We start from the raw sequence: 19,379 nt of genomic DNA, 5'->3' as shown, positions 1-19,379 counted from the left end.
ATGCGCATCGTGGTCGCGATCGGCGGCAACGCACTGCTGCGGCGCGGTGAGAGGCCCGACGCCACCGTGCAGGTCGACCACATCCGCGCGGCCGCCCAGGCCCTCGCACCACTGGCACTGCACCACCAGCTGATCATCTGCCACGGCAACGGTCCCCAGGTCGGAATGCTCTCCCTGGAGAGCGAGAACGACCGCGAACTGACCCACCCGTACCCGTTCGACGCACTGGTCGCGCAGACCCAGGGCATGATCGGCTACTGGCTGGCCCAATCGCTGCGCAACGCGGGAGTGACCAAGCCCGTCATGAGCCTGGTCACCCAGACGCTCGTCGACGCGTCGGATCCCGCCTTCGCGGCCCCGACGAAATTCGTCGGCCCGGGATACCCACACGAGCAGGCCCAACGGCTCGCCGACCGGCACGGCTGGACGATCGCTGTCGACGGCGACCGCTGGCGCCGGGTCGTCGCCTCACCCGAACCACGGCGGATCATCGAGCAGGAGTCGATCGACCGGCTGCTCGACCACGAAGCACTCGTCATCTGCGGGGGAGGCGGCGGAATCCCGGTCACCGAGGGCGGTGTTGGCCAGCTGCAGGGCGTCGAGGCGGTCGTCGACAAGGACGCTACGGCCGCTCTTCTCGCGGTGGCCGTCAAGGCCGACCGGCTGCTGATCCTGACGGACGTGCCCGCCGTGATGGAGGGCTTCGGCACCCCTGAGGCCACCCCGCTGCGCCGGCTGGCCCTGGACGGTTGGGAAGCACTGCACTTCCCCGCAGGCTCCATGGGACCCAAGATCGCGGCTTGCGCCCACTTCGTCGGAAGCACCGGCCGACCAGCCGCCATCGGATCACTCGACGACGCTGCCGCGGTTCTCGCCGGCGACGCCGGGACTGTCATCGTCCCCAGCGATGCGCCGGACACGAGCGGCCGGATCACGGCCGGGACGACCGCGGCGATCCAGCGCTGAGGCCCTTCGCCGGTCCGGTTGCCGGACCGGCGGAGGGTAGGAGAGCGCCCGGCGGGATCCCCGCCGGGCGCTCTCTCAGTGGAACTGGCCGAAGGTCCCACCGAACAGCTCCCTCAACTCAGCGGCTGTCCGGAGTGGGTGGCCGGCGGCACGTCACTCAGGAATGACGACGACCGGGCACGGTGCGTGCTGGACGCAGTGTTGGCTGACCGAGCCGAGGAGGATCCCGGCGAAGGTGCCGTGTCCCCGGCTGCCCACGGTCAGCAGCTGTGCCCCGGCCGCGGCCTCCAGGAGCACCTCTGCCGGATGCCCCTGCACCACTCGCGCGAGTACCTCGACGGGCTGGTCGAGGTGCCCGGACACGTCGGCGATGGCTGCGTCGAGGTTCTTGCGGATACTCGCTGCGATCTCACTGGTATCGATCGCACCGGGCGACCAGCCGTAGCTGTAGACATAGGTGTCGGGGTTCTGCCAGGTGGTGATCGCCTCAACGCTGGAGCCGGTCAGCCGTGCGTAGGTCATCGCCCATTTCAGCGCCGACTTGGAGCACTCCGATCCATCGATTCCGACGACCACGCGTCGTGCGAGTTCCGGGGTCTGCTGCGGCATTGTCGAGCTCCTGGGATCGAGGCGGCCGGCCCACGTGGGCCGGCCGCGGTCTGCGTGCGGGGGAGTGCGGGGTGCGGCTCGGCCGGACAGGCCCTAACCGACCACGGTGGGCGTGCGGGGATCGGTGGGGATCGGCCGGATCTGCTCGCGGGCGGCGATGAGCGCCGCCCCGATGTCCCGGGTGCCGGTGGAGACGCACAACGTGTAGGCGATGTCCTGGAGCTGTCGGTGGACATACGGGTCGACGGCGTCGGTTCGGGCCTGTAACTGCAGGGCGTCGTAGCGTTCCAGCAGGTTCCGCAGTACGGCGGGGTGGGCCATCAGCATCGTGGGGTCTCCCTCGGCTCAGCGTTCGGTGCGGCTGTTCAGATGCAGGCGCGGCGCCGTAGGCGTGCGCGAGCGAGTAGCCCGGCTCCCCGCCCTCGTGGATCTTCGGCATTGTCAAGGCAGCTGTCCTGGTGGGTCGGTGAGCTGGTGCCAGGCATATCCATCGCCTCCGCAAGCGCCGAACCGGTGTTGCTCCTACTCTGCGACACGGTGCGATGCTGCCTCTTGGGCCGATGAGGGACATCCGGGGGGGCCGAACGGCCCTCGTTGTGCGTGACGATGCGTCGGGTGACCGACGGGTCAGCGGACGTGAATCCGGCGTCCGGTGATCCGGTCCGCGTCGATCCGCACCCACAATGCGCGGTCCCCGCCTGCCCACGGGCCGCTGTGGGTCCGTTCGATGAGCTGCCGGACGGTGTCGGGATCCGTGACGTGTTCGGCGCTGCCGACCACGAGCACGCTCCATCCCTGGCTCAGCGCCTCGTCGATGTGGTCCACCTCGAAGGCGACCCGGGTCCCGATCGACAGCGCGGGCGCGGATCCCGGCGACGTTCTGAAGGCCGGCGACCCGTCCGCCATCTGGTAGTTGACGGGGACGATGGCGGGACCGCCGTCGCCGGTCACGGCAACACGTCCCACCCCGTGCGTGGACAACCGGGCCCGGCACTCCTCCGGCGTCATCTCCACCAGTTCCGGATGGCGGGCGGCCTTTCCGAGGCCGGGCGGCAGGTCCGTGCGGCCCCCGCGCAGCTCGGAGACCGTGGTCTGCAGCGCGTCGGCGAGGCTCAGCAGGAGGACCGCGCTGGGGACGGCGGTCGGCTGCTGTTCCAGATACTCCAAGTAGGGCGTGGCCATACCCGCCTGGTCGGCCACCTGTTCGCGGGTGAGGCCCAGTTGCTCGCGGCGCGATGCCAGCCGCCGTCCCATGTCTCCGACAGGCCGTGGCCGGACGGAAGCGGCGTCTGTTCTCGTCTGCTGGTTCATGGCCAATCGCTTCCCTTTTGATGTCGGTCGGTGCTCCGGGCGGTGGCGTCAGCCGTCGTCCTCCGGGCCGCCCACCGATACGGAGGCGCCGCGGTTCACGCCGAAGGGGCCGTACAGATCGAGCAGCCGGGTGCGCGTGTTGTGCAGCCGGCTGCCGATGACCGCCGCGCAGAGCAGCACGAATTCCTGTCCCAGTCCGGGATCGGCCGAACACAGGTCACGAACCGCCGCCGCCGGGAACTCCGTGGCCTGCACGGCGGTGCGGGCCTGGGCTCCGAGCTGCCACCGGAACGGCGGGAACAGCCAGGACCAGCCGAGGAGTTCGCCTGCGGAGAGGGTTTGCACCACGACGGCCTGGCGCCCGGGAACGTGCAGGTCCAGGGCCACCTCGCCGCGGTCCAGGACCCAGAAGCGTTCGGCGGCCCGGTCCGCTTCGAAGATGCGTGCGCCGGTGGGAAAGGAGACCGGTGTGGACAGCGCCAGCAGTCGGTCACGGTGTGCGGTGGTGAGGGTGTCGAGAAGGTAGTGGGTCGTGGACATCGCACTGTCCGTTTCCGCGGCTACGCGGGATCCGACGTGGTGCAGGCGGTGGTCGCTTCGCCGCTGTGGTTGTCCATCAGTCCTGCCTGCCCTCTCATCCTCACCCCGGGCGGGCGGACGCGGGCAGGGGCCGAACGTCCTCAGCTGCCGGCAGGGCGGCCCGGGTACGCCGCCGACCGATCACGGAGGGTGACGGTCGGCTGCGCATCCGGGCGCGCACCGCCTCTTGGTGATCCGGCTGGCTCAAAGGGCGGGCACCACGGCCACCGGGCACGGGGCGTGGTGCAGCATGGCGTGGTTCACCGAACCCAGTTGCAGGCCCGGGTGGCCGCGCCGGCGGTGTGCGCCGACCACGAGGAGGTCAGCCCCGGCAGCTGCCCGCAGCAGAGCGGGCGCCGGCCTGGCCTGCTCGGCCTTGCGCCGCACCTCGACCTCGGTGTCCCCCAGGTCCGGAAGTCGCACCGCGTTCAGCAGGGACTGGGCCCGGTCGGACGCCGCGCCGACGTCCATGAGGACGGACATCCCCGACAGGTCGACGTCCGGGTGCCAGGCGTGGACGAGCTCCAGGTCGGCGTGGCCGGCCACCGCCTCCTCGACCGCCAGATCCACCGCCGCCGAAGCATCGTGCGGCCCCACACCCAGCACGACCCGACGGTGCCCTGGCTCCGCAGGTGCTCCTTCTCCGCGTACCACCACCACGGGGTACGGGGCCCGGGCGGTGACCCGCAGGGCCACCGAGCCGAGGAGCAGTCCCGGGAACCCGCCGTGGCCACGGGTCCCCAGCACCAGCAGCGGTGAATGGCGCTGCAGGCCCAGCAGCGCGGACAGGACGTCCTCGGCGAGCAGCTCGGTTTCCACCGGCACCCCGGGCCGGCGCTTCACCGCCCGCTCACCCGCGGAGTCCAGGATCTCCTGCACCGCTTTGCGCTCCGGAGCGAGTTCGCTGTCGTCCAGGGTTTCCTGCTCGTAGCGCTCCCACAGACAGGCGTGGACCAAGCGCAGCCCCAGCCCGCGGCGGAAGGCGTCGTCGGCCGCCCAGTCAACGGCTCGCAGACTCTCCGGCGAACCGTCGACCGCGGCCACTACACACGCGATAGTCATGATCTCCTCCGCTTCGCGGGGGTCACCGCCGGTGTCCGGCGCCGTGTTGGCCTTCCTGGTTCAGGCGGTCCTGGGCCTGGGTCGCGATCACGGCGGCCTGGACGCGCCGTTCCACCCCCAGCTTGGCGAGCAGCCGGGAGATGTGGTTCTTGACGGTCTTCTCCGCGAGGTAGAGCCGCTGTCCGATCTGCCGGTTGGTCAGTCCTTCGCCGACCAGCGCCAGGATCTCCCGCTCCCGTTCGGTCAGGCTGGGCAGTGCCACCGCTTCCGGTGCCGGTTCCTCCGCGCCGCGCAGCTTGGCCATCAGCCTGGCCGCGGCGCTGGGGTCGAGCGTCGACTGTCCGGAGGCGACGGTGCGGACGGCCGAGACCAGGTCGGAGCCGCGGATCTGTTTCAGCACGAACCCCGAGGCGCCGGCCATGATCGCGTCGAGCAGCGCCTCCTCGTCGTCGAAGGACGTGAGCATCAGGCAGGCAAGATCGGGCATCCGGGAGCGCAGTTCCCGGCAGACCGTCACTCCGTCACCGTCCGGCAGCCGCACATCCAGCACAGCGACCCGCGGGCGCAGCGCGGGAATACGGATGAGGGCTTGCTCCACGGTGCCGGCCTCGCCGATCACTGTGATGTCCGGTTCGTCGTCCAGCAGGTCACGCACCCCCCGCCGCACCACTTCGTGGTCGTCGAGGAGGAAGACCGTGATCCCGGCCGCGGGAGTGGGAGGGTCGCTGTCGGACATCAAGAGCTCCTGAATCCTGCGCCGGGATGCTCCGTCCAGCGGACAGGTCCCGAACCGCGCTCACCGATCAGTCTGCGGCTCCCCGCACGGCGGTACCAGGGCCAGGTGGCCCTGATCCCAAGGCATCACCGCCACCGCATACCTCCCATTCTCCGCCCTTCGGAGCCCTGGCACAGCAGCTGGCGCCCGCGGGCGGCCTTGCGGCGCACTGGGGCGAGTACGGTGGAAGGGGCTGGGAAGGTAGGCCTCCGTCCTCTCACCATGCACCTGGAGGCATATCGGTGGATAACGTCGACGAGGGCCTCGGGCAGTCTCCGCAGGTGCGGCTCGATGAGCTTCTCGAGGAGTTGCAGAGCCGGCTGGACGTGGCGCGCGGCACCCGGGACCAGGTCCGCGGCCTGCTGGAGGCGGTGCTCTCCGTCGGGCGTGAGCTGGATCTGGAGCAGGTGCTGCGCAATATCGTCGAGGCGGCGGCCGTGCTGGTGAAGGCCGAGTACGCGGCGCTGGGCGTGATCGGGCCGGACGGCGAGCGGCTCGCCGAGTTCCTGACCGTCGGTTTCACGCCCGAGCAGATCACGGCGATCGGCGCCTACCCGTCGGGGCACGGAATCCTGGGTGTGCTGATCCGCGATCCGCACCCGTTGCGGCTGCCGCGGATCTCCGATCACCCCTCCTCGTACGGTTTTCCGCCGAACCACCCGCCGATGGACTCCTTCCTGGGGGTACCGATCCGGGTGCGCGACCACGTCTTCGGCAATCTGTATCTGACGGAGAAGCGCGGCGGTGGGCAGTTCGACGCCGAGGACGAGTCCGTCCTGGCCACGCTGGCTGTGGCCGCCGGGGTGGCGATCGACAACGCGCGGCTGTACGAGGAGTCCAGGCGGCGCGAGCGGTGGCTCCAGGCCAACGCGGAGATCACCCACACGCTCATGGCCGGCAGTCCGCGCAGCGCGGTCATCAGCCTCATCGCCGAACGCGCCCGCGAGATCACCGGCGCGGAGCTGGCCCTCGTCGCGCTGCCCGTGGACGACGCGGCGGCGCTCTCCGTCGAACTCGTCATCGGGCGGGACGCGCCCGCGCTGCGCGGTCTGGTCGTGCCGGTCGAGGGCAGCCTCGTGGGTGCCGCCTTCTCCTCCGGGAGGCCCGTGACCAGCGAGAACATCAACCTGGACGAGTCGGTCCGCACGGACGTGCCGCGCAATGACCGGCTGGAGGCCGCGGTCGCGGTCCCCATCGGTACGGGTGACGGCCCGCGTGGCGTACTGCTGTTGGTCCGCGCGGCGGGCGGGACGGCCTTCACCGATGAGGAGATCGAGCCGCTGCAAGGGTTCGCCGGGCAGGCGGCGGTGGCGATGGAGCTGGCCGAACGGCGTACCGACGCCGAGCAGATCGCGCTGCTGGAGGACCGGGACCGGATCGCCCGTGATCTGCACGACCTCGCGATCCAGCGCCTCTTCGCCACCGGGATGACGCTGCAGAGCGCGGGCCGCTTCATCGAGCACCCCGAGGCCTCGGAGCGGGTCCGGCGCGCTGTCGACGATCTGGACGAGACCATCAAGATCATCCGATCGACCATCTTCGGTCTGCGGTCCCGTGAGACCGGCGCCGAACACACCCTCCGGGCCCGTACGGTGCGTGCCGCATCCGATGCCTCCGCGGTCCTCGGCTTCACTCCGAGCGTGCGGATGGAAGGGCTGCTCGACACCCAGGTGCCGCGGGAGGTCGCCGACCATGTGATGGCGGTGCTGGCCGAGTCGCTCAGCAACGTCGCGAAGCACGCCCACGCCACCCGCGTGCAGGTGGCCCTGGAGACCGACGGCCGGCACGTCGTCCTCACGACGACCGACAACGGCGTCGGGCTCCCGGCGGAACGGAACGGCAACGGCCTGCGGAACATGCGGGAGCGCGCGCTGCAGCTGGGCGGGGACATGGAGTTGGTCTGCCCGCCGGACGGCGGGACGACCCTCGTCTGGCAGGTGCCGGTCAAGGCGGAATAGCCGATCCCGACCGGCTTCCTGCCGGCGCTCGCCTCCGTCAGGGCATATCGGCGGGAGACAACTGGACCCGCTCCGCCGGAACGTAGCCATTTCCGTCCACGACGCGCCCTGCGACGAGTTCGGGTTCGACATGGATGAAGACTCCGTCATCCGTCCCCAGCCACGGCCGCGGACCGCTCGACCGCAACCGCGCTTCCTTCACCGGGTTGGTGACCACGGAAGCCCGGCCGGTGACCACCACACTCCAACCGGTGTGGCCCGCCTCGTCGAAGTGGTCCGCCTCGAACGCGACCACCGCACCCCGCACCGCGCGGGCCATGTGCGATGCGGCGGACGCCTGGAACAGCACGGCACCGTCCGGGTCCAGGAGGAAGTGCACCGGCAGAACGGTGGGCAGGGCATCCTCGGTGTAGATGACCCGGCCGATCGTCACCAGAGACAGCAGACGCAGGCTCTCCCCGCGATCCAGCTCCCGAAATCCGTTGTGCCGGTGCATCGTTCCGTCCTCAATACCGCCCATGTGATCATGGCGGGCCGATCGGCCCCCGTGCGGTGATATGGGCGCTGTGCAACCACGAGTGCGAGTCGGGCCAGGGACCGGGAACGGTCTCCCGGTCGGGCCAGAAGCGTTGTGCACAGTCGCCCACTGACCATGCTTCCTCATGACGCCCGCACACGATAGGGCCGCACGTCCCGCACCAGGGCCACATGGCCCTGGGCACCACCGGGCGGACGTGCTCAGCCGTGCTCAGCCGTGCTCAGTCGTGCTCAGTCGTGCGGGACGACGGCGACCGGAACGGCGGCGGGGTGCAGCACGGCGTGAGTGACGGAGCCGATGTGCGCGCCGATCTCCGGCGTGCGGGTGCGCCGGCCGACGACGACCAGGTCCGCGCTGCGCGCGGAGTCCACCAGATGGTGGGAGGCCCGGCCGGTCCCGCCTGTGCGGTGACCTCCACGCCGGGGAACTTCTCCCGCCACGGACGCAGCGCGTCGGCCGGCGCGGTCTTCTTCTGCTCCGCCGGTTCCCCGCCGACGTCCTGGTTCACGGCGAGGTCCGGGGTCCCGAAAACGGTCAGTCGGAGAGGGGGAGAATGCGGGAGGTGCCCGGGGCGATGGTGAGGGAGCGGCCCCCGAGCCGGATGCGGACAGGAGGCTCGTCCGAGGGCGGAACGCTGATGCTCAGGCTCCCGGCGTGCATCGTCAGTCCAATCCCCCAGTGACTGAGGTAGCGGATGGAGAGACGGTATTCCGACAGTTCCGGGAGCGGCGCCGGGTCGAGTGACAGCTCGTCCCCGTGGACCTCCAGTCCGGTCAGGCCGCGCTGGACGAGGTCGAGTGTGCCGGCCATGGCGCCCAGATGTATGCCCTCGGCGGTGGTGCCGCCCTGAAGGTCGGCCACGTCTCCGGTGAGCGCCTCCTGGCAGTACTTCCAGGCGCCGGCGCGGCGGGCGCGGGCCAGTACCCATCCGTGGACCAGTCCGCTGAGTGTCGAACCGTGGCTCGTTCTGCGCAGGTAGTGGTCGACGGTCGTGCGCCACATCTCGTCGTCGAGGCCGTACCCGAGCCGTCGGAAGAGTGTGGTGAGTTCGGCCGGGGAGAAGAGGTAGCCGAGCATCAGCACATCGGCCTGCTTCGACGCCTGGTACGCGTTGACGGTGTCGCCCTCGGCCTCCAGGATCCGGTCGAGGCGCCGGATGTCGCCGTGCCGGGCCCGGTAGGCGTCCCAGTCCAGTTCGGCGAGGTCGCCGTAGCCCTCGAACTGGCTGATGACCCCGCGGTGGAAAGGCACCCGCAGCCGGTGCGAGACGTCCTCCCAGAGCTTGAGTTCTCCCGCGTCCAGCGCGATGCGCTCGAACAGCGCTTGGCGGCGCGGAGCCGGCAGGCCCTCGGCGAGTTCCAGAGCGCGGGTCAGCACCCAGGCGGCCGTCACATTGGTGTACGCGTTGTCGTCGAGCCCCGGCTCTGCGGCACCGGGGTACGCGTCGTGGTATTCGTCCGGGCCGACCACACCACGGATCCGGTAGCGGCCGTATTCGTCGTCCCAGACCGCGCTGTTCGCCCAGAAGCGGGCGATCTGCAGCAGCATCTCGGCGCCCGCCGTGTGCAGGAACTCGGTGTCCCCGCTGGCCTGGCAGTACTGCACGACGTTGTAGGCGATCGCCGAGCCGACATGGTGCTGGAGCCGTGAGTGATCGGGCAGCCACCGCCCTGAGCGGGGGTTCAGATGCAGCGTCTGGGTCTCCTCGCGGCCGTCGCTGCCGCTCTGCCACGGATACATGGCACCGGTCCGGCCGGCCGCGGTCGCCGAGCGGCACGCCTGGCCCAGCCGCCGGTAGCGGTAGGACAACAGGGCCCGGGAGACCTCCGGAAGGTGCAGGTTCAGGAAGGGCAGGACGAACAACTCGTCCCAGAACACGTGGCCGCGGTAGGCCTCACCGTGCAACCCGCGGGCCGGCACGCCCACATCGAGATCGGCCGTGTGCGGGGAGAGGGTCTGCAGCACATGGAACAGATGCAGCAGCAGTACGTCTCCGGCCTCGCCCGGCACCTCCAGCTCCGCCCGCTGCCACAGGCGCTCCCACGCGGCTTCGTGGGACGCGAGCAACGCGGTGAAGTCACCGGCCTGCTGTACCCGGCCGATGGCCGCGTGCAGCGGATCGCTGATCGCCGGGTCGCGCGAGGTGTGCAGCGCGACGGTCTTCTCGACGATGACAGGGGCGTCGGGCCCGATGGGCAGCGTCAGCGCATGGGTGGCGGTGCGGTCTCCGGTGACGAGCCGGACCGAGGCGGGGATGCTGCCGGTCACCTGGGTACGGGCGGCCATCGCGATGAGGATGTCGGAGGCGGTGGTGCGGCATTCCAGCCATACGGTGTTCGGCCCGGCGGTGCCGGTGTGCCAGCGGCCGAGGTGCCGGCCGTTCAGATCGCGATAGCGGTCGACACCCGAGTTGGTGATGTCACCGTCGAGGGCGGATTCCACCTCCAGCTCGCCCGCCCAGCCTTCGGCGGTGAACTCCGTTCGCAGGGCGGCCAGATGCGGATCGCCCATGTGCACGAGTCGGGACTGCACGACGGTGATCCGGCGACCCTGCGCGTCACACAGCCGCATCCGTCGCGTCAAGGTGCCGCGACGCAGATCCAGGACCTGCCCGTATTCCAGAAGTGCACCGTCGCCCGGGGAGAGCCAGGGGCCGGGCGCGGTATCGCTGTCGGGATCCGTGTCGGAATCCGTGTCGGAGGTCGCGTCGCGGGCGCGGAAGCGCAGCGGCAACCAGTTCGGCAGGTTGACGATGTCCTCGTTCTCGACCGTCCGTCCCGCTACGGTCGACGTCAGCCGGTTGTAGCAGCCGGCCGCGTAGGTACCCGGATAGTGCGCGGTGCCCGCTGTCGCCTCGGGTGCGGCGCCACGGGTGGCGAAGTAGCCGTTGCCGAGGGTGCACAGCGATTCGCGCAGCCGCTCCTGCGCCGGGTCGTATCCCTCGTAACTCCAAGTCCAGTCGGACATCGTCAGTTCTCCCCGCCGGTCAGCAGTTCGGCCAGGTCGCGGACGACGATGCTCGCGCCGTGCTCGCGCAGGTCGGTGGCGCTGGTCGGTCCTGCGGTGCGGTCGACGCCGACCACCAGGCCGAAGCCGCCGCGGCGGCCCGCTTCCACACCGGCCAGCGCGTCCTCGATCACCGCCGCTTCCGATGCCGGTACGCCCAGCCGCCGGGCGGCTTCCAGGAACAGTGCCGGGTCGGGTTTTCCCGCCAGTTTCAACCGGGCCGCCTCCTTGCCGTCCACCACGGTCCGGAACAACTCCCGTACGCCCGCGCCCGCGAGGAGTTCGGGCGCGTGGCGGGAAGCGGAGACCGCGGCGCACGGGACGCCGGCGGCGTGCAGCGCGTGCAGCACCCGTACGGTGCCCGGCCAGGCGGCGATGCCCCCCGCACGCAACTGCCGCGTGAACAGCTGCTCCTTGCGGGCGGCGACCGCCTGCACGGTGCCCGTTCCGGGCGGGTCGTCGGGGTCGCCCAGGGGAAGCCGCAGGTCGCGCGAGGCGAGGAAGGCGGCCGCGCCGTCGAGCCGGTTCCTGCCGTCGACATAGCGCCGATAGTCCTCCACCGGGTCGAACGGGTGGTCGTGTCCCGCTGCCCGCAGGCAGGCATCGAAGGCGGTCCGCCATGCGGCGGCGTGCACCCGGGCCGAATCGGTGATCACCCCGTCGGTGTCGAACACCACAGCCCGCACCGACCGCAGGGCCGGTCCGAGCATGGCGGCCGGGGCCGTGGCGGTGTTCCGTCCCGGACGGACAGGCGTCTGCCCGGCGCTGCGGCCGGCGGTCTCAGGTACGGCCATGGTGGTGCCTCCTGGTTCGGTCGGGACAACGCCCGTCCGGCCCGGCACGTCATGCGACGCGGCGGGCCGGACGGGGTGGGGTGGGGTGGGGTGGGGTGGGGTGGGGTGGACGGGGTGGGGCGGCCGGCTCGGGTGGGTGTCAGAGCAGCCAGCGGTGGTCGCGGACGACCGGCAGGCGGGCCCAGATCCGGCCGAGGCCCCAGACGGTGCCGGCGGAGGCGACGGCGAGCGCGATCATGACGGCCGCGTACAGCAGGTGGTAGTCGACGAGCGGGTTGCTGGACATGCTCAGCGAGCCGTCGGAAGCATGCCGGGCCGGCGGCCATTCCGCCATCCACATCAGCCCCATCATGGCCGTGCCCGCCACGGCGGCGAACCGCAGTGCGACCCCGGCCGTCAGGGCCACTCCGATGCTCAGCAGACCGAGCATGAACAGCCAGTTCGCCCAGCCGGCGCCCGCCCAGGAATGGAACGTGGACTCCATGGGACCTGCGGAGACCCCGCTGAGGAAGCCCTTCGTCGGCGAGCCGCCGTCGACCCAGCCCTTGCCCGACGAGGTCGCGTAACCCCAGCCGAACGCCTTGTCGAGGAAGGCCCACAGGAAGATGAACCCGGTCAGGACCCGGATCCCGGCGAGGACGCGAGCGCCGGTCGACGTGACCGCCAGTGCGGGCGACGTACCGGACACCGCTGCCGCACCGGCCCTGTGCCGTGACGGCAGGTGGAACCCGGTGTGCTGCTGCGGGTGCTCGTGGACTGCCATGATGGCCATCCCTTCCGGGACTTGGAGGAGTGACGCGGCAACCGCGTCCGGTCTCAATGTGCCGTTCCAGGGGCCGGGACCCCAGGGGCTCGCAGTCCCGGCGAACGGGCCGAACGTCCCTACTCCGAGGACCCGTTCGGCCGACCGGGGACAGAACCGGGTTCGGTTCCGGGCTCGGCGTCCTTCGGCACGCGGCAGCGGGGCCGCGCTCCGGGTGAGCGCGCGTATCTCACTCCGGGCGCCGGCCCTGCGGCCCTCAGCCCGTTCATGGTGTCGCGGGTTCCCTGGTCAGTTCACGCGCGACCCTGTGCGCCCAGAGCCGGATCCGTTCGGGGTCCCGGAAGTCCCCGCCCCGGCCGGACTTGAGGATCATGCGGGCGATCCGGCCCCTGGCACCGTCCTGCAGACAGCCGCCGAAGGTGACGTGCCCGCGGACCTTGAGGCGGTCGGCGATGCGCTGGACACCTGCCACCGGTGGCAGGACGAGCTCGCCCGCCGTGGCGTCCAGCGGGCCGCTGCTGAACAGCCAGACGGGCCGCTCGGCCAGATCCGCCCGGTGGTGCCGGGCGAAGCGGACCGCTTCCGGGCGCCATCTCCCGGCGTAGAGGGCGCTGCCGACGATCACGGCGTCGTAGGAGCCGACACCGTCCACCTCGGATACGGCCAGCACCTCCACCGCGAGGCCCTGCTCCCGCAGCGTCTCGGCGACCATTCCGGCGATGGCGGAAGTCGAACCGTTCTTCGACGCGTACGCGACGAGCACACGTTCGCCGGTCATGAAGGCCTCAGCACAGTCTCCGCGGTCATGACGGGTCGGCTCACAGCTTCCGCAGCCAGTCGTCCGCAACGCCCTGCAGCGACTGTTCGGTAGGCCGCAGGTGGGAGTCGTCCAGTGCGAAACTGAGCTTGTCGAGCACCCCGACCACCCCGTCGATCTGGCGTGCCAGGTGGATCGCGATCCCACATTCGCTGCGCCGCTCCAGCCGGCCCTCCAGCGTGACGACGCCGTCGCGCACGCCGACGCCGATGCTCAGCGGAGCCAGCCACAAGGTCTTGACCACTACCTCGTCGATCACTTCCTGGCGGATCTCGTCGTCCGGTCGCAGGAAGATCTGCAGCAGATCGCGCCGGGTGACGATCCCGACCAGCCGGTCCTGCTCGTCGACCACCGGCAGCCGTTCGACGCGGTGTTTCGCCATGACGCGCGCGGCGTCCGCGATCGACTCCTCGGCGTGCACCAGGACCGGCGGCTGGGACATCAGCTCCCCCGCGGTACGGGCGCGGGCCTTGGCCTGCTCCCTGCGGGCGGAAAGGGACCACACGAACGGTCGGCGTCCCCTGTCGTCCATGGAGGCGGCCTGGCGCGCCAACAGGTCGGTCTCGGAAATGACGCCGATGACCTTCTCATCGTCGTCGACCACGGGAAGCCCGCTGATCCCGTGCCGGACAAGGCGCTCGGCGACCACCTTGAACGGTGTGCTGTAGACCGCCCTGACGACTTCGCTCGTCATCACGTCGGTCACCCGGTTGTGTTTCATCACGCTGTCTCCTCCTTGGCGTCTGCGGGAGTCGGCACGGCGGTTCCGCGAATTCACTTCACCGAGATCGCCGTGACCCAGCAGGCCGGTACTTTCAGCGTGCTGGCCGTGGAACGGCTGAGCGAGGGGCCGCAGGTCCCTGCCGGAGGCCAACCGGCCCCAGCCCGCGGTGGCCGGTCGAACCGACCGGGATGCCCACGGCCTACCGGACAGCGGGCGGAGCCGTCAGGAGGAACCGTCCCTCAGGCGAACAGCGTTCAGAGCCTGTCGGCCACGGCCCGGGGGCCTGGTCGCAGAGGCACGAGGGGGCTGGTGTTGAACATGTTCGCCTTGATGGGCGGCCGTACGTCCAGGCCGTGGAGGCACCGGCGGAGTACCGCGCGACGTTGGTGCAGCGTGCCTTTGTGCCAGGCGTCGATGAGGTCCTGCTGGGAGATTCGGGGGGCAGGTTTCCTCTCTGCGGAGGCGAGGGCCTCGTGCAGGAGGGAGATCTTGCAATTGGTGCCGGCGAGCATCTGGAAGTAGGTACTCGCTGATGAAGGGGTTTCGGCTCGTGCCGGCGGGGATGCCGCGGAGCTGGCGGCGCAGCTGTGGTTTCCGTCGAACACAGGGGCTTGGCCGCGCCGGGGTGCAGGGGGCGGTTCGCGATCGACTTGTGTGGATACTGGCTGGCATGCGCATCGACTTTGATCCTGCGGACGTGGACCGGACCGCCTTCTACAAGCTGCTGACCTCGGTGGTTGTGCCTCGGCCGATTGCTTGGGTGTCCACCGTCAGCCCGGACGGCCTGACCGACAACCTCGCACCTGCGAAGTTCTGAGGAAAGCGATATCGGGGCATCCGACTCTAGCGCGGGCCGGAAAGCCGCAGCACGGTCTATCGAAGTCGGCGCTGACGTACCGAGCGACGGCTTCGAGTCCGCGGATTCATGGACAACGGAGGCAAACCCTGCCCTGCGCCGATTCGGGGGAGTGTGGGGCGCGGCGGCGTAGACCGGGTGGATCCACGGGACTGATGCCGAGCAAGGAAGAGCCCGGCGGGACCATCTGTTCTCCCGATGGTCCCGCCGGGTCTGGTCGTGCGGTCAGCGGTCAGCTGTGGGTGTTGAAGAAGTGCACATCCGTGTTGGTCCACGTACCGGTGGGGGAGGTCCAGGCGCCGGTGGTCATGGCGTTGAACGTTCCGCTGTTGTCGCTCTTGGCTGTCCAGGTGAGCATGCGGGAATTGCCGGTGCCATAGCCGTACATGACGCCGAGGTCATCGCGGCCGTCGCCGTTGTAGTCACCCGCGACCATTTGAGGCATGGAGGCGTAGTAGAAGTTGCCTGCTGTACTGGACCAGGCGGAGTACGGGGCCTGGAAGGTGCCGGTGGAGGTGCCGAGGCTGACGAACGTGTTCAGGCTGTCGTGGCCGTCGGAGTAGTCGTACCAGGCGGTGATGTCGTCCTTGCCGTCCCCGTTGAAGTCGCCGGCCTGGATGTGGGCCTGGTTCCAGCTGCCCCAAGTGGTGCTGGTCCAGGAGGTGGTGGTGTAGGCGAAAGCACCGGTCGTGTCGGTCAGGAAGGTGTGCAGTTTGACGGTGTTCATGTCGCCGTATCCGTACAGAATTCCCAGGTCGTCGCGGCCGTCACCGTTGTAGTCACCGATCGCGAACTTGGCCTGGTTGAGTTCCCAGTTCCCGGCCGCGGCGGTCCAGGAGGCGAAGGGTTCGCTGAAGCCTCCGCTGGGGGTCGCGATGTAGGTGAACAGGGTGTCGTGGCCGTCGGTGTAGTCGTACCAGACCGCGAGATCATCACGGCCGTCGCCGTTGAAGTCGCCCGACTGCAGGGACATTCGACTGAGCCACCAGCTGCCGGCGGGCCGATACCAGGAAGGGGCTGGGGTGCTGAATCCGCCGCCGGCGTTGCCGAGTGCGGTGAACAGGCGCACGCTGCCGTCGTCGTAGCCGTACAGGATCGCGAGGTCGCCCCGACCGTCACCGTTGTAGTCGCCGGTGGCGTACTTCATGTTTGCCGCCCAAGCGCTTCCAGCGGTGGCGGCGTAGCCCTTGAACGGTGCGGCCAACGTGCCGTCCGCGTTGGCCTTGAAGTCGTACAGTTCGTAGCTGCCGTCGGCGTGGCTGTACAGGGCGGCCATGTCGCTGCGGCCGTCGAGGTCGTAGTCGTGACGTTGGCTTCGCAGGGACTGCGCATGAGTGGGCGCGTTCAACGTATCGCCGGTGCTGAGGTAGCTGCTGATGTTCTGGCGCCGGGAGGCATCGATTGCCCAGACGTCCGGCTTGCCGTCGTGGTTGGCGTCGCCGGCCGAGACCAGCTGGGGGAGCTTGCTCTTGGTCCAGCCGGAGTCCGCGACGGTGACGGGGATGCTGGCGGTCGAGCCGGGCTCAACGTTTTCGGCGCCGTCGTAGCGGATCAGGGCTCCGGTGGAGTCATCACGGGCCCAGAGGGAGTGATATCCGTTCACAAGGCCCGCACTGAGAATCGTTCGTCCGGCCCATCCGGTCGTGGCGAGTTGGGCCTTGGCGACGTAGGCGCCGGGAGTTGACAGTGCCCTGAGGTACCACAGGGCGCCGTCCGTGGTGATGGTGAACAGGTCGTTGGGCCGTCCGTCGGTGTTCTCCACAGCGGCCAGTTGCGTCACGTCGGCCCAGGCGAAGGGCACAGTACCCCTCAGGCTCACGGGGACGCCGGTCTCGCCGGCGAGGGGCGCGCCACCGCCGTCGCCGGGATAGAAGGTGAGAGTTCCGTCGCTGCGACGCGCCAGGATGTCTTGGGTGAAGCTGTTGTCGAAGTCCCCGGTCGCGAGCAGCGCTTGGGTGAAGTCGCCGGTGGTGGTGAGGGCTGACGGTGTGGACAGGGCTCCGGATCCGGTACCGGGGTAGAGACGGATGTTGCCGTCACCGCCGATGGCGGTGAGGTCGGCGGTTCCGTCCGCGGTGAAGTCGCTCGTGACATCCGGCGCGGTGAGTTCGGCGGTACTGAAGGAGTAGGAGCCGACGGTGTTCTTGAGCGGGTCGAAGGAGATATTTCCTGAGGCGTCGATCGCATAGAAGTACAACGTGTTGGTGAGGGGCGACATCGGCTTCAGTTCGATGCTGGTCGGGGCTGTCCCTCCGGCCGCGTCGTGCACGTGGGGAGGATCGATGGTGGGAGGCGGCGATCCCCAGTTGTACGCGTATTTCACGATGTCGCTGGTTCCTGCGGGCGGCGTGAAGACAAAAATTCCCTTTTGGCGGGCCGCCGGTGGAGCCTGCCCGTCGGCCAGGGTGTCGGGGAACTGGGCCGACGTCACTGTGGGGTTGAGCGGTGCGGTTGAGTCAACAGTGAATTTGCACGTGACGACGGCGGATCGGTACTTTCCGTCATTGGCCTGAACGGTCCAGATGTAGCCCCCCGACTGCAGTGCGGGGATCCCCTTCCAGACGACCGTTCCCGGCTGGGTGATGTCGTTGCTGTTGTAGTTGTAGGTACTCAGAGGGGCTCCCGCGACGTCCTTGGGGATGGCCCCGCTGCTTGTGCGAAGTGTGAAGTCGGCATCGATCGGGGCACCCTTGTCGGGATCCTGGAGAGTAGCGACGAGGTCGAATCGGGTGAGGCCGATCGTGCCTCCCTTGGCGCAATCGGTCGCAGGATTGCTCGTGGCCTTGGTGACCTTGGGAGTGCTGTCGTATTCGACGACGAGAGTGGGGTTGTTGCTGAAGCGCTTGAAGGTGTTGGAGTCGCCGCTCTCATCTGCTGCGGTCATCACCAGAGCAAGGTTGGACCAGCCTTGGTTCGACGCCACGGTCACGGCGTTCAGAACACTGAATCCGGTTGCGGGCTGTTCAGTGCAGGCGGGGCCGATGGAAACCTGGTCCTGGAGGGTGGCGGGCGCGGGCGCGTTCGTCCAGTTGGTGGCGGAGCTGACCCCCGCGGAGCCGCTGACCTTGACCGTTCCGGAGATCCCGCACGAGGCGGAATACACCTCCGTGGTCTTGAAGGTGGCCTTGAGGATGTGTACCGGGTTGGCCGCGGTGTTCCAGATACGTGAGTCGACTCCGTATTGGAAGTAGGAGTGTTCCCGTCCGATGCAGCCGCTCCATCGGTTGTTGCCGACGCCCGGGGTCTTGTAGTCGTAGTCGGTCCGGTTCCAGTTCTCTTGGCCGGCGCACCCCTCCTGCGCGGTCACATAGGAGGGCTTGTTCGGCGCCCATGAGGCGGGGTTGAACGAAGGGTCGATGAATACGGGGTACTTGGTCTGAGCACTGTGGAGGATCTCGGAGTCGGGCGCCAGGTTGATGGTTCCCGAGGTGACCGATACTCCGACCGGGGAGGTGACGGCGTGGGCTCCGGGTCCCTGAATCGTGGAGCCCTCTTCGGCCGGGGACGAGGTGGCCGATTTGCTCGTTCGTGCAGAGGCCGGGGCGGCGGCCACCGTCCGGGAGTCCCACATGTGAGGAGCCGGTGCGTGGAACACCGCGTCTCCTTGGGTGTCCTTGACGGTGATGTTGCCTGTGGGGTCAGCCGTCAGTCCCATCCCCTCAGCGGTTGCCTTGAGGGAGAGCTGTGCCAGCTGCGGATTGGCGGCCGCTTCGGCGCTCTTGACGACCAGGACCTCCGAGACTCCCCCTAGCTCGCTTGCCGTGACGGTCAGGTCCACGCTCGGCAGCACCTCGGCATAGGTGGCCGTCGAACCCGTGATGGTCGGCTTGGGCAGCTGCTGCGGCCAGGTGAGGACGAGGGTCCTACCCGAGGAAGTCAGTGTGGCCAGTGGGGCGTTGCCGCCGCCGGACAGCCGCAGGCCCGATGGTACGGCGTTGGGTGCCAGGGAACCGTCCGGCGTGACCTGAAGATTCGTGTCGACAGGAGTCCAGGCATCGCCCTTGCGTACCCGGGTCGGCAGCAGGGTCTCGCTGAGTTCGAACGTGCCCTGGGGGGTGGCCGTGACTGTCTGGGTCGGCGACGTCAGCCCGGCAATGGTCACCGCGGTTCCGGTCGCCTTGGCCTTGGCGACGGCAGTTGCCGCCTCCGATGAGGGCGTGGTGCGGGAGTTCGCGGGGGGCTGGGCGTGAGCGGACTGCGGCTGCGTGAACTGCACGACCCCTGTGGCGAGCAGAGCGCAGGCGACAGCCGCTGCTGTTCCGGTGGTCATCGCCGGTATGCGGCGCGTTCTTGGGCGGGTCCTTCGGGATGTGAGATGCACGGATTCCCCCTCCTGTGTTCTTGGCGACGTACTGGGTGCATCGGGTCGCCGAGCGGCGACCGGTGACGCGCTGTCACCTTTCGCGGGTCAGGTCTGCACCAGGCGTGAAGCATGACTGCGGGATCTTCATGCTTAACCCATGTGGAGGTAAACCGGAGGTCAAAGATCTATCCAAGATCGTCAAACTGCGCCTACGGTTCGGGCTGCTGTTCGATCTGGAAGGGGTGGGCATGCGCCTACTGGGGGTAGACCGGTTCGGTACCGCGACGCGGCGTCGACGCACGGTGCGTGCTATGACGG

General features: G+C 69.3%; 16 protein-coding genes and 1 pseudogene. 3 read left to right on the top strand and 14 right to left on the bottom strand.

What is annotated here, in order from left to right; genetic code table 11:
- Entirely contained in the window at positions 1-966 is a 966-nt protein-coding gene (locus tag LNW72_RS06445) for a carbamate kinase (RefSeq protein WP_250974489.1), read from the top strand.
- 153 nt (positions 967-1,119) lie between these two features.
- Here LNW72_RS06445 and LNW72_RS06440 read toward each other — a convergent pair whose 3' ends face one another.
- The 6 genes from LNW72_RS06440 to LNW72_RS06415 all read right to left on the bottom strand — a co-directional run bounded on the left by LNW72_RS06440 (position 1,120) and on the right by LNW72_RS06415 (position 5,263).
- Positions 1,120-1,575, bottom strand: a complete 456-nt coding sequence (locus tag LNW72_RS06440) for a universal stress protein (RefSeq protein WP_250974488.1) — start codon at positions 1,573-1,575, stop codon at positions 1,120-1,122.
- Between the two features lie 93 nt (positions 1,576-1,668).
- Positions 1,669-1,902 (bottom strand): DUF5133 domain-containing protein, encoded by a 234-nt coding sequence (locus LNW72_RS06435; RefSeq protein ID WP_250974487.1) that lies wholly within the window; start codon positions 1,900-1,902, stop codon positions 1,669-1,671.
- Between the two features lie 300 nt (positions 1,903-2,202).
- Positions 2,203-2,829 carry a pyridoxamine 5'-phosphate oxidase family protein gene (locus LNW72_RS06430; protein WP_250974486.1) on the bottom strand — a complete coding sequence of 209 codons (627 nt, stop codon included), beginning with the start codon at positions 2,827-2,829 and terminating at the stop codon, positions 2,203-2,205.
- 105 nt (positions 2,830-2,934) lie between these two features.
- Positions 2,935-3,426, bottom strand: a complete 492-nt coding sequence (locus LNW72_RS06425; RefSeq protein WP_250974485.1) for a cyclic nucleotide-binding domain-containing protein — start codon at positions 3,424-3,426, stop codon at positions 2,935-2,937.
- Positions 3,427-3,669: 243 nt separating this feature from the next.
- A complete protein-coding gene (locus LNW72_RS06420) occupies positions 3,670-4,527 on the bottom strand; it encodes a universal stress protein (RefSeq protein WP_250974484.1) in 858 nt (285 codons plus the stop codon).
- Between the two features lie 22 nt (positions 4,528-4,549).
- Complete coding sequence (locus LNW72_RS06415) at positions 4,550-5,263, bottom strand: response regulator transcription factor (RefSeq protein WP_250974483.1); 714 nt, start codon at positions 5,261-5,263, stop codon at positions 4,550-4,552.
- A 281-nt stretch (positions 5,264-5,544) separates the two neighbouring features.
- Here LNW72_RS06415 and LNW72_RS06410 point away from each other — a divergent pair, with 281 nt between their 5' ends.
- The gene (locus LNW72_RS06410; protein WP_250974482.1) at positions 5,545-7,260 is read left to right on the top strand and encodes a GAF domain-containing sensor histidine kinase; all 1,716 of its coding nucleotides are present in this window, start codon (positions 5,545-5,547) and stop codon (positions 7,258-7,260) included.
- A 37-nt stretch (positions 7,261-7,297) separates the two neighbouring features.
- On the opposite strand, the gene LNW72_RS06405 is transcribed toward LNW72_RS06410, so the two are convergent.
- The 7 genes from LNW72_RS06405 to LNW72_RS06375 form a co-directional block, all read right to left on the bottom strand.
- The gene (locus LNW72_RS06405; protein WP_308401890.1) at positions 7,298-7,780 is read right to left on the bottom strand and encodes a pyridoxamine 5'-phosphate oxidase family protein; all 483 of its coding nucleotides are present in this window, start codon (positions 7,778-7,780) and stop codon (positions 7,298-7,300) included.
- A gap of 248 nt (positions 7,781-8,028) precedes the next feature.
- A complete protein-coding gene (locus LNW72_RS41585) occupies positions 8,029-8,238 on the bottom strand; it encodes a universal stress protein (RefSeq protein WP_250974481.1) in 210 nt (69 codons plus the stop codon).
- Between the two features lie 94 nt (positions 8,239-8,332).
- On the bottom strand, positions 8,333-10,765 hold the full coding sequence (locus LNW72_RS06395) for a glycosyl hydrolase family 65 protein (RefSeq protein ID WP_250974480.1): 2,433 nt from the start codon (positions 10,763-10,765) through the stop codon (positions 8,333-8,335).
- A gap of 2 nt (positions 10,766-10,767) precedes the next feature.
- Complete coding sequence (locus LNW72_RS06390) at positions 10,768-11,514, bottom strand: HAD-IA family hydrolase (protein WP_250980039.1); 747 nt, start codon at positions 11,512-11,514, stop codon at positions 10,768-10,770.
- Positions 11,515-11,737: 223 nt separating this feature from the next.
- Positions 11,738-12,361: a hypothetical protein gene (locus LNW72_RS06385; protein ID WP_250974479.1), complete on the bottom strand. Its 624-nt coding sequence runs from the start codon at positions 12,359-12,361 to the stop codon at positions 11,738-11,740.
- A gap of 265 nt (positions 12,362-12,626) precedes the next feature.
- A complete protein-coding gene (locus tag LNW72_RS06380) occupies positions 12,627-13,139 on the bottom strand; it encodes a flavodoxin domain-containing protein (RefSeq protein ID WP_250974478.1) in 513 nt (170 codons plus the stop codon).
- Positions 13,140-13,179: 40 nt separating this feature from the next.
- On the bottom strand, positions 13,180-13,899 hold the full coding sequence (locus LNW72_RS06375; protein WP_250980038.1) for a CBS domain-containing protein: 720 nt from the start codon (positions 13,897-13,899) through the stop codon (positions 13,180-13,182).
- A 673-nt stretch (positions 13,900-14,572) separates the two neighbouring features.
- On the opposite strand from LNW72_RS06375, the pseudogene LNW72_RS06370 reads away from it, so the two are divergent.
- Positions 14,573-14,716, top strand: a pseudogene (locus tag LNW72_RS06370) (flavin reductase family protein); the annotation flags it as partial.
- 274 nt (positions 14,717-14,990) lie between these two features.
- Here LNW72_RS06370 and LNW72_RS06365 read toward each other — a convergent pair.
- Positions 14,991-19,028 (bottom strand): VCBS repeat-containing protein, encoded by a 4,038-nt coding sequence (locus LNW72_RS06365; protein WP_250974477.1) that lies wholly within the window; start codon positions 19,026-19,028, stop codon positions 14,991-14,993.
- Positions 19,029-19,379: the final 351 nt, after the last annotated feature.

The organism is Streptomyces sp. RKAG293, assembly GCF_023701745.1.
In the GTDB taxonomy this organism is placed as follows: Bacteria; Actinomycetota; Actinomycetes; order Streptomycetales; family Streptomycetaceae; genus Actinacidiphila.
This window is presented reverse-complemented; position numbering and strand designations above follow the sequence as displayed.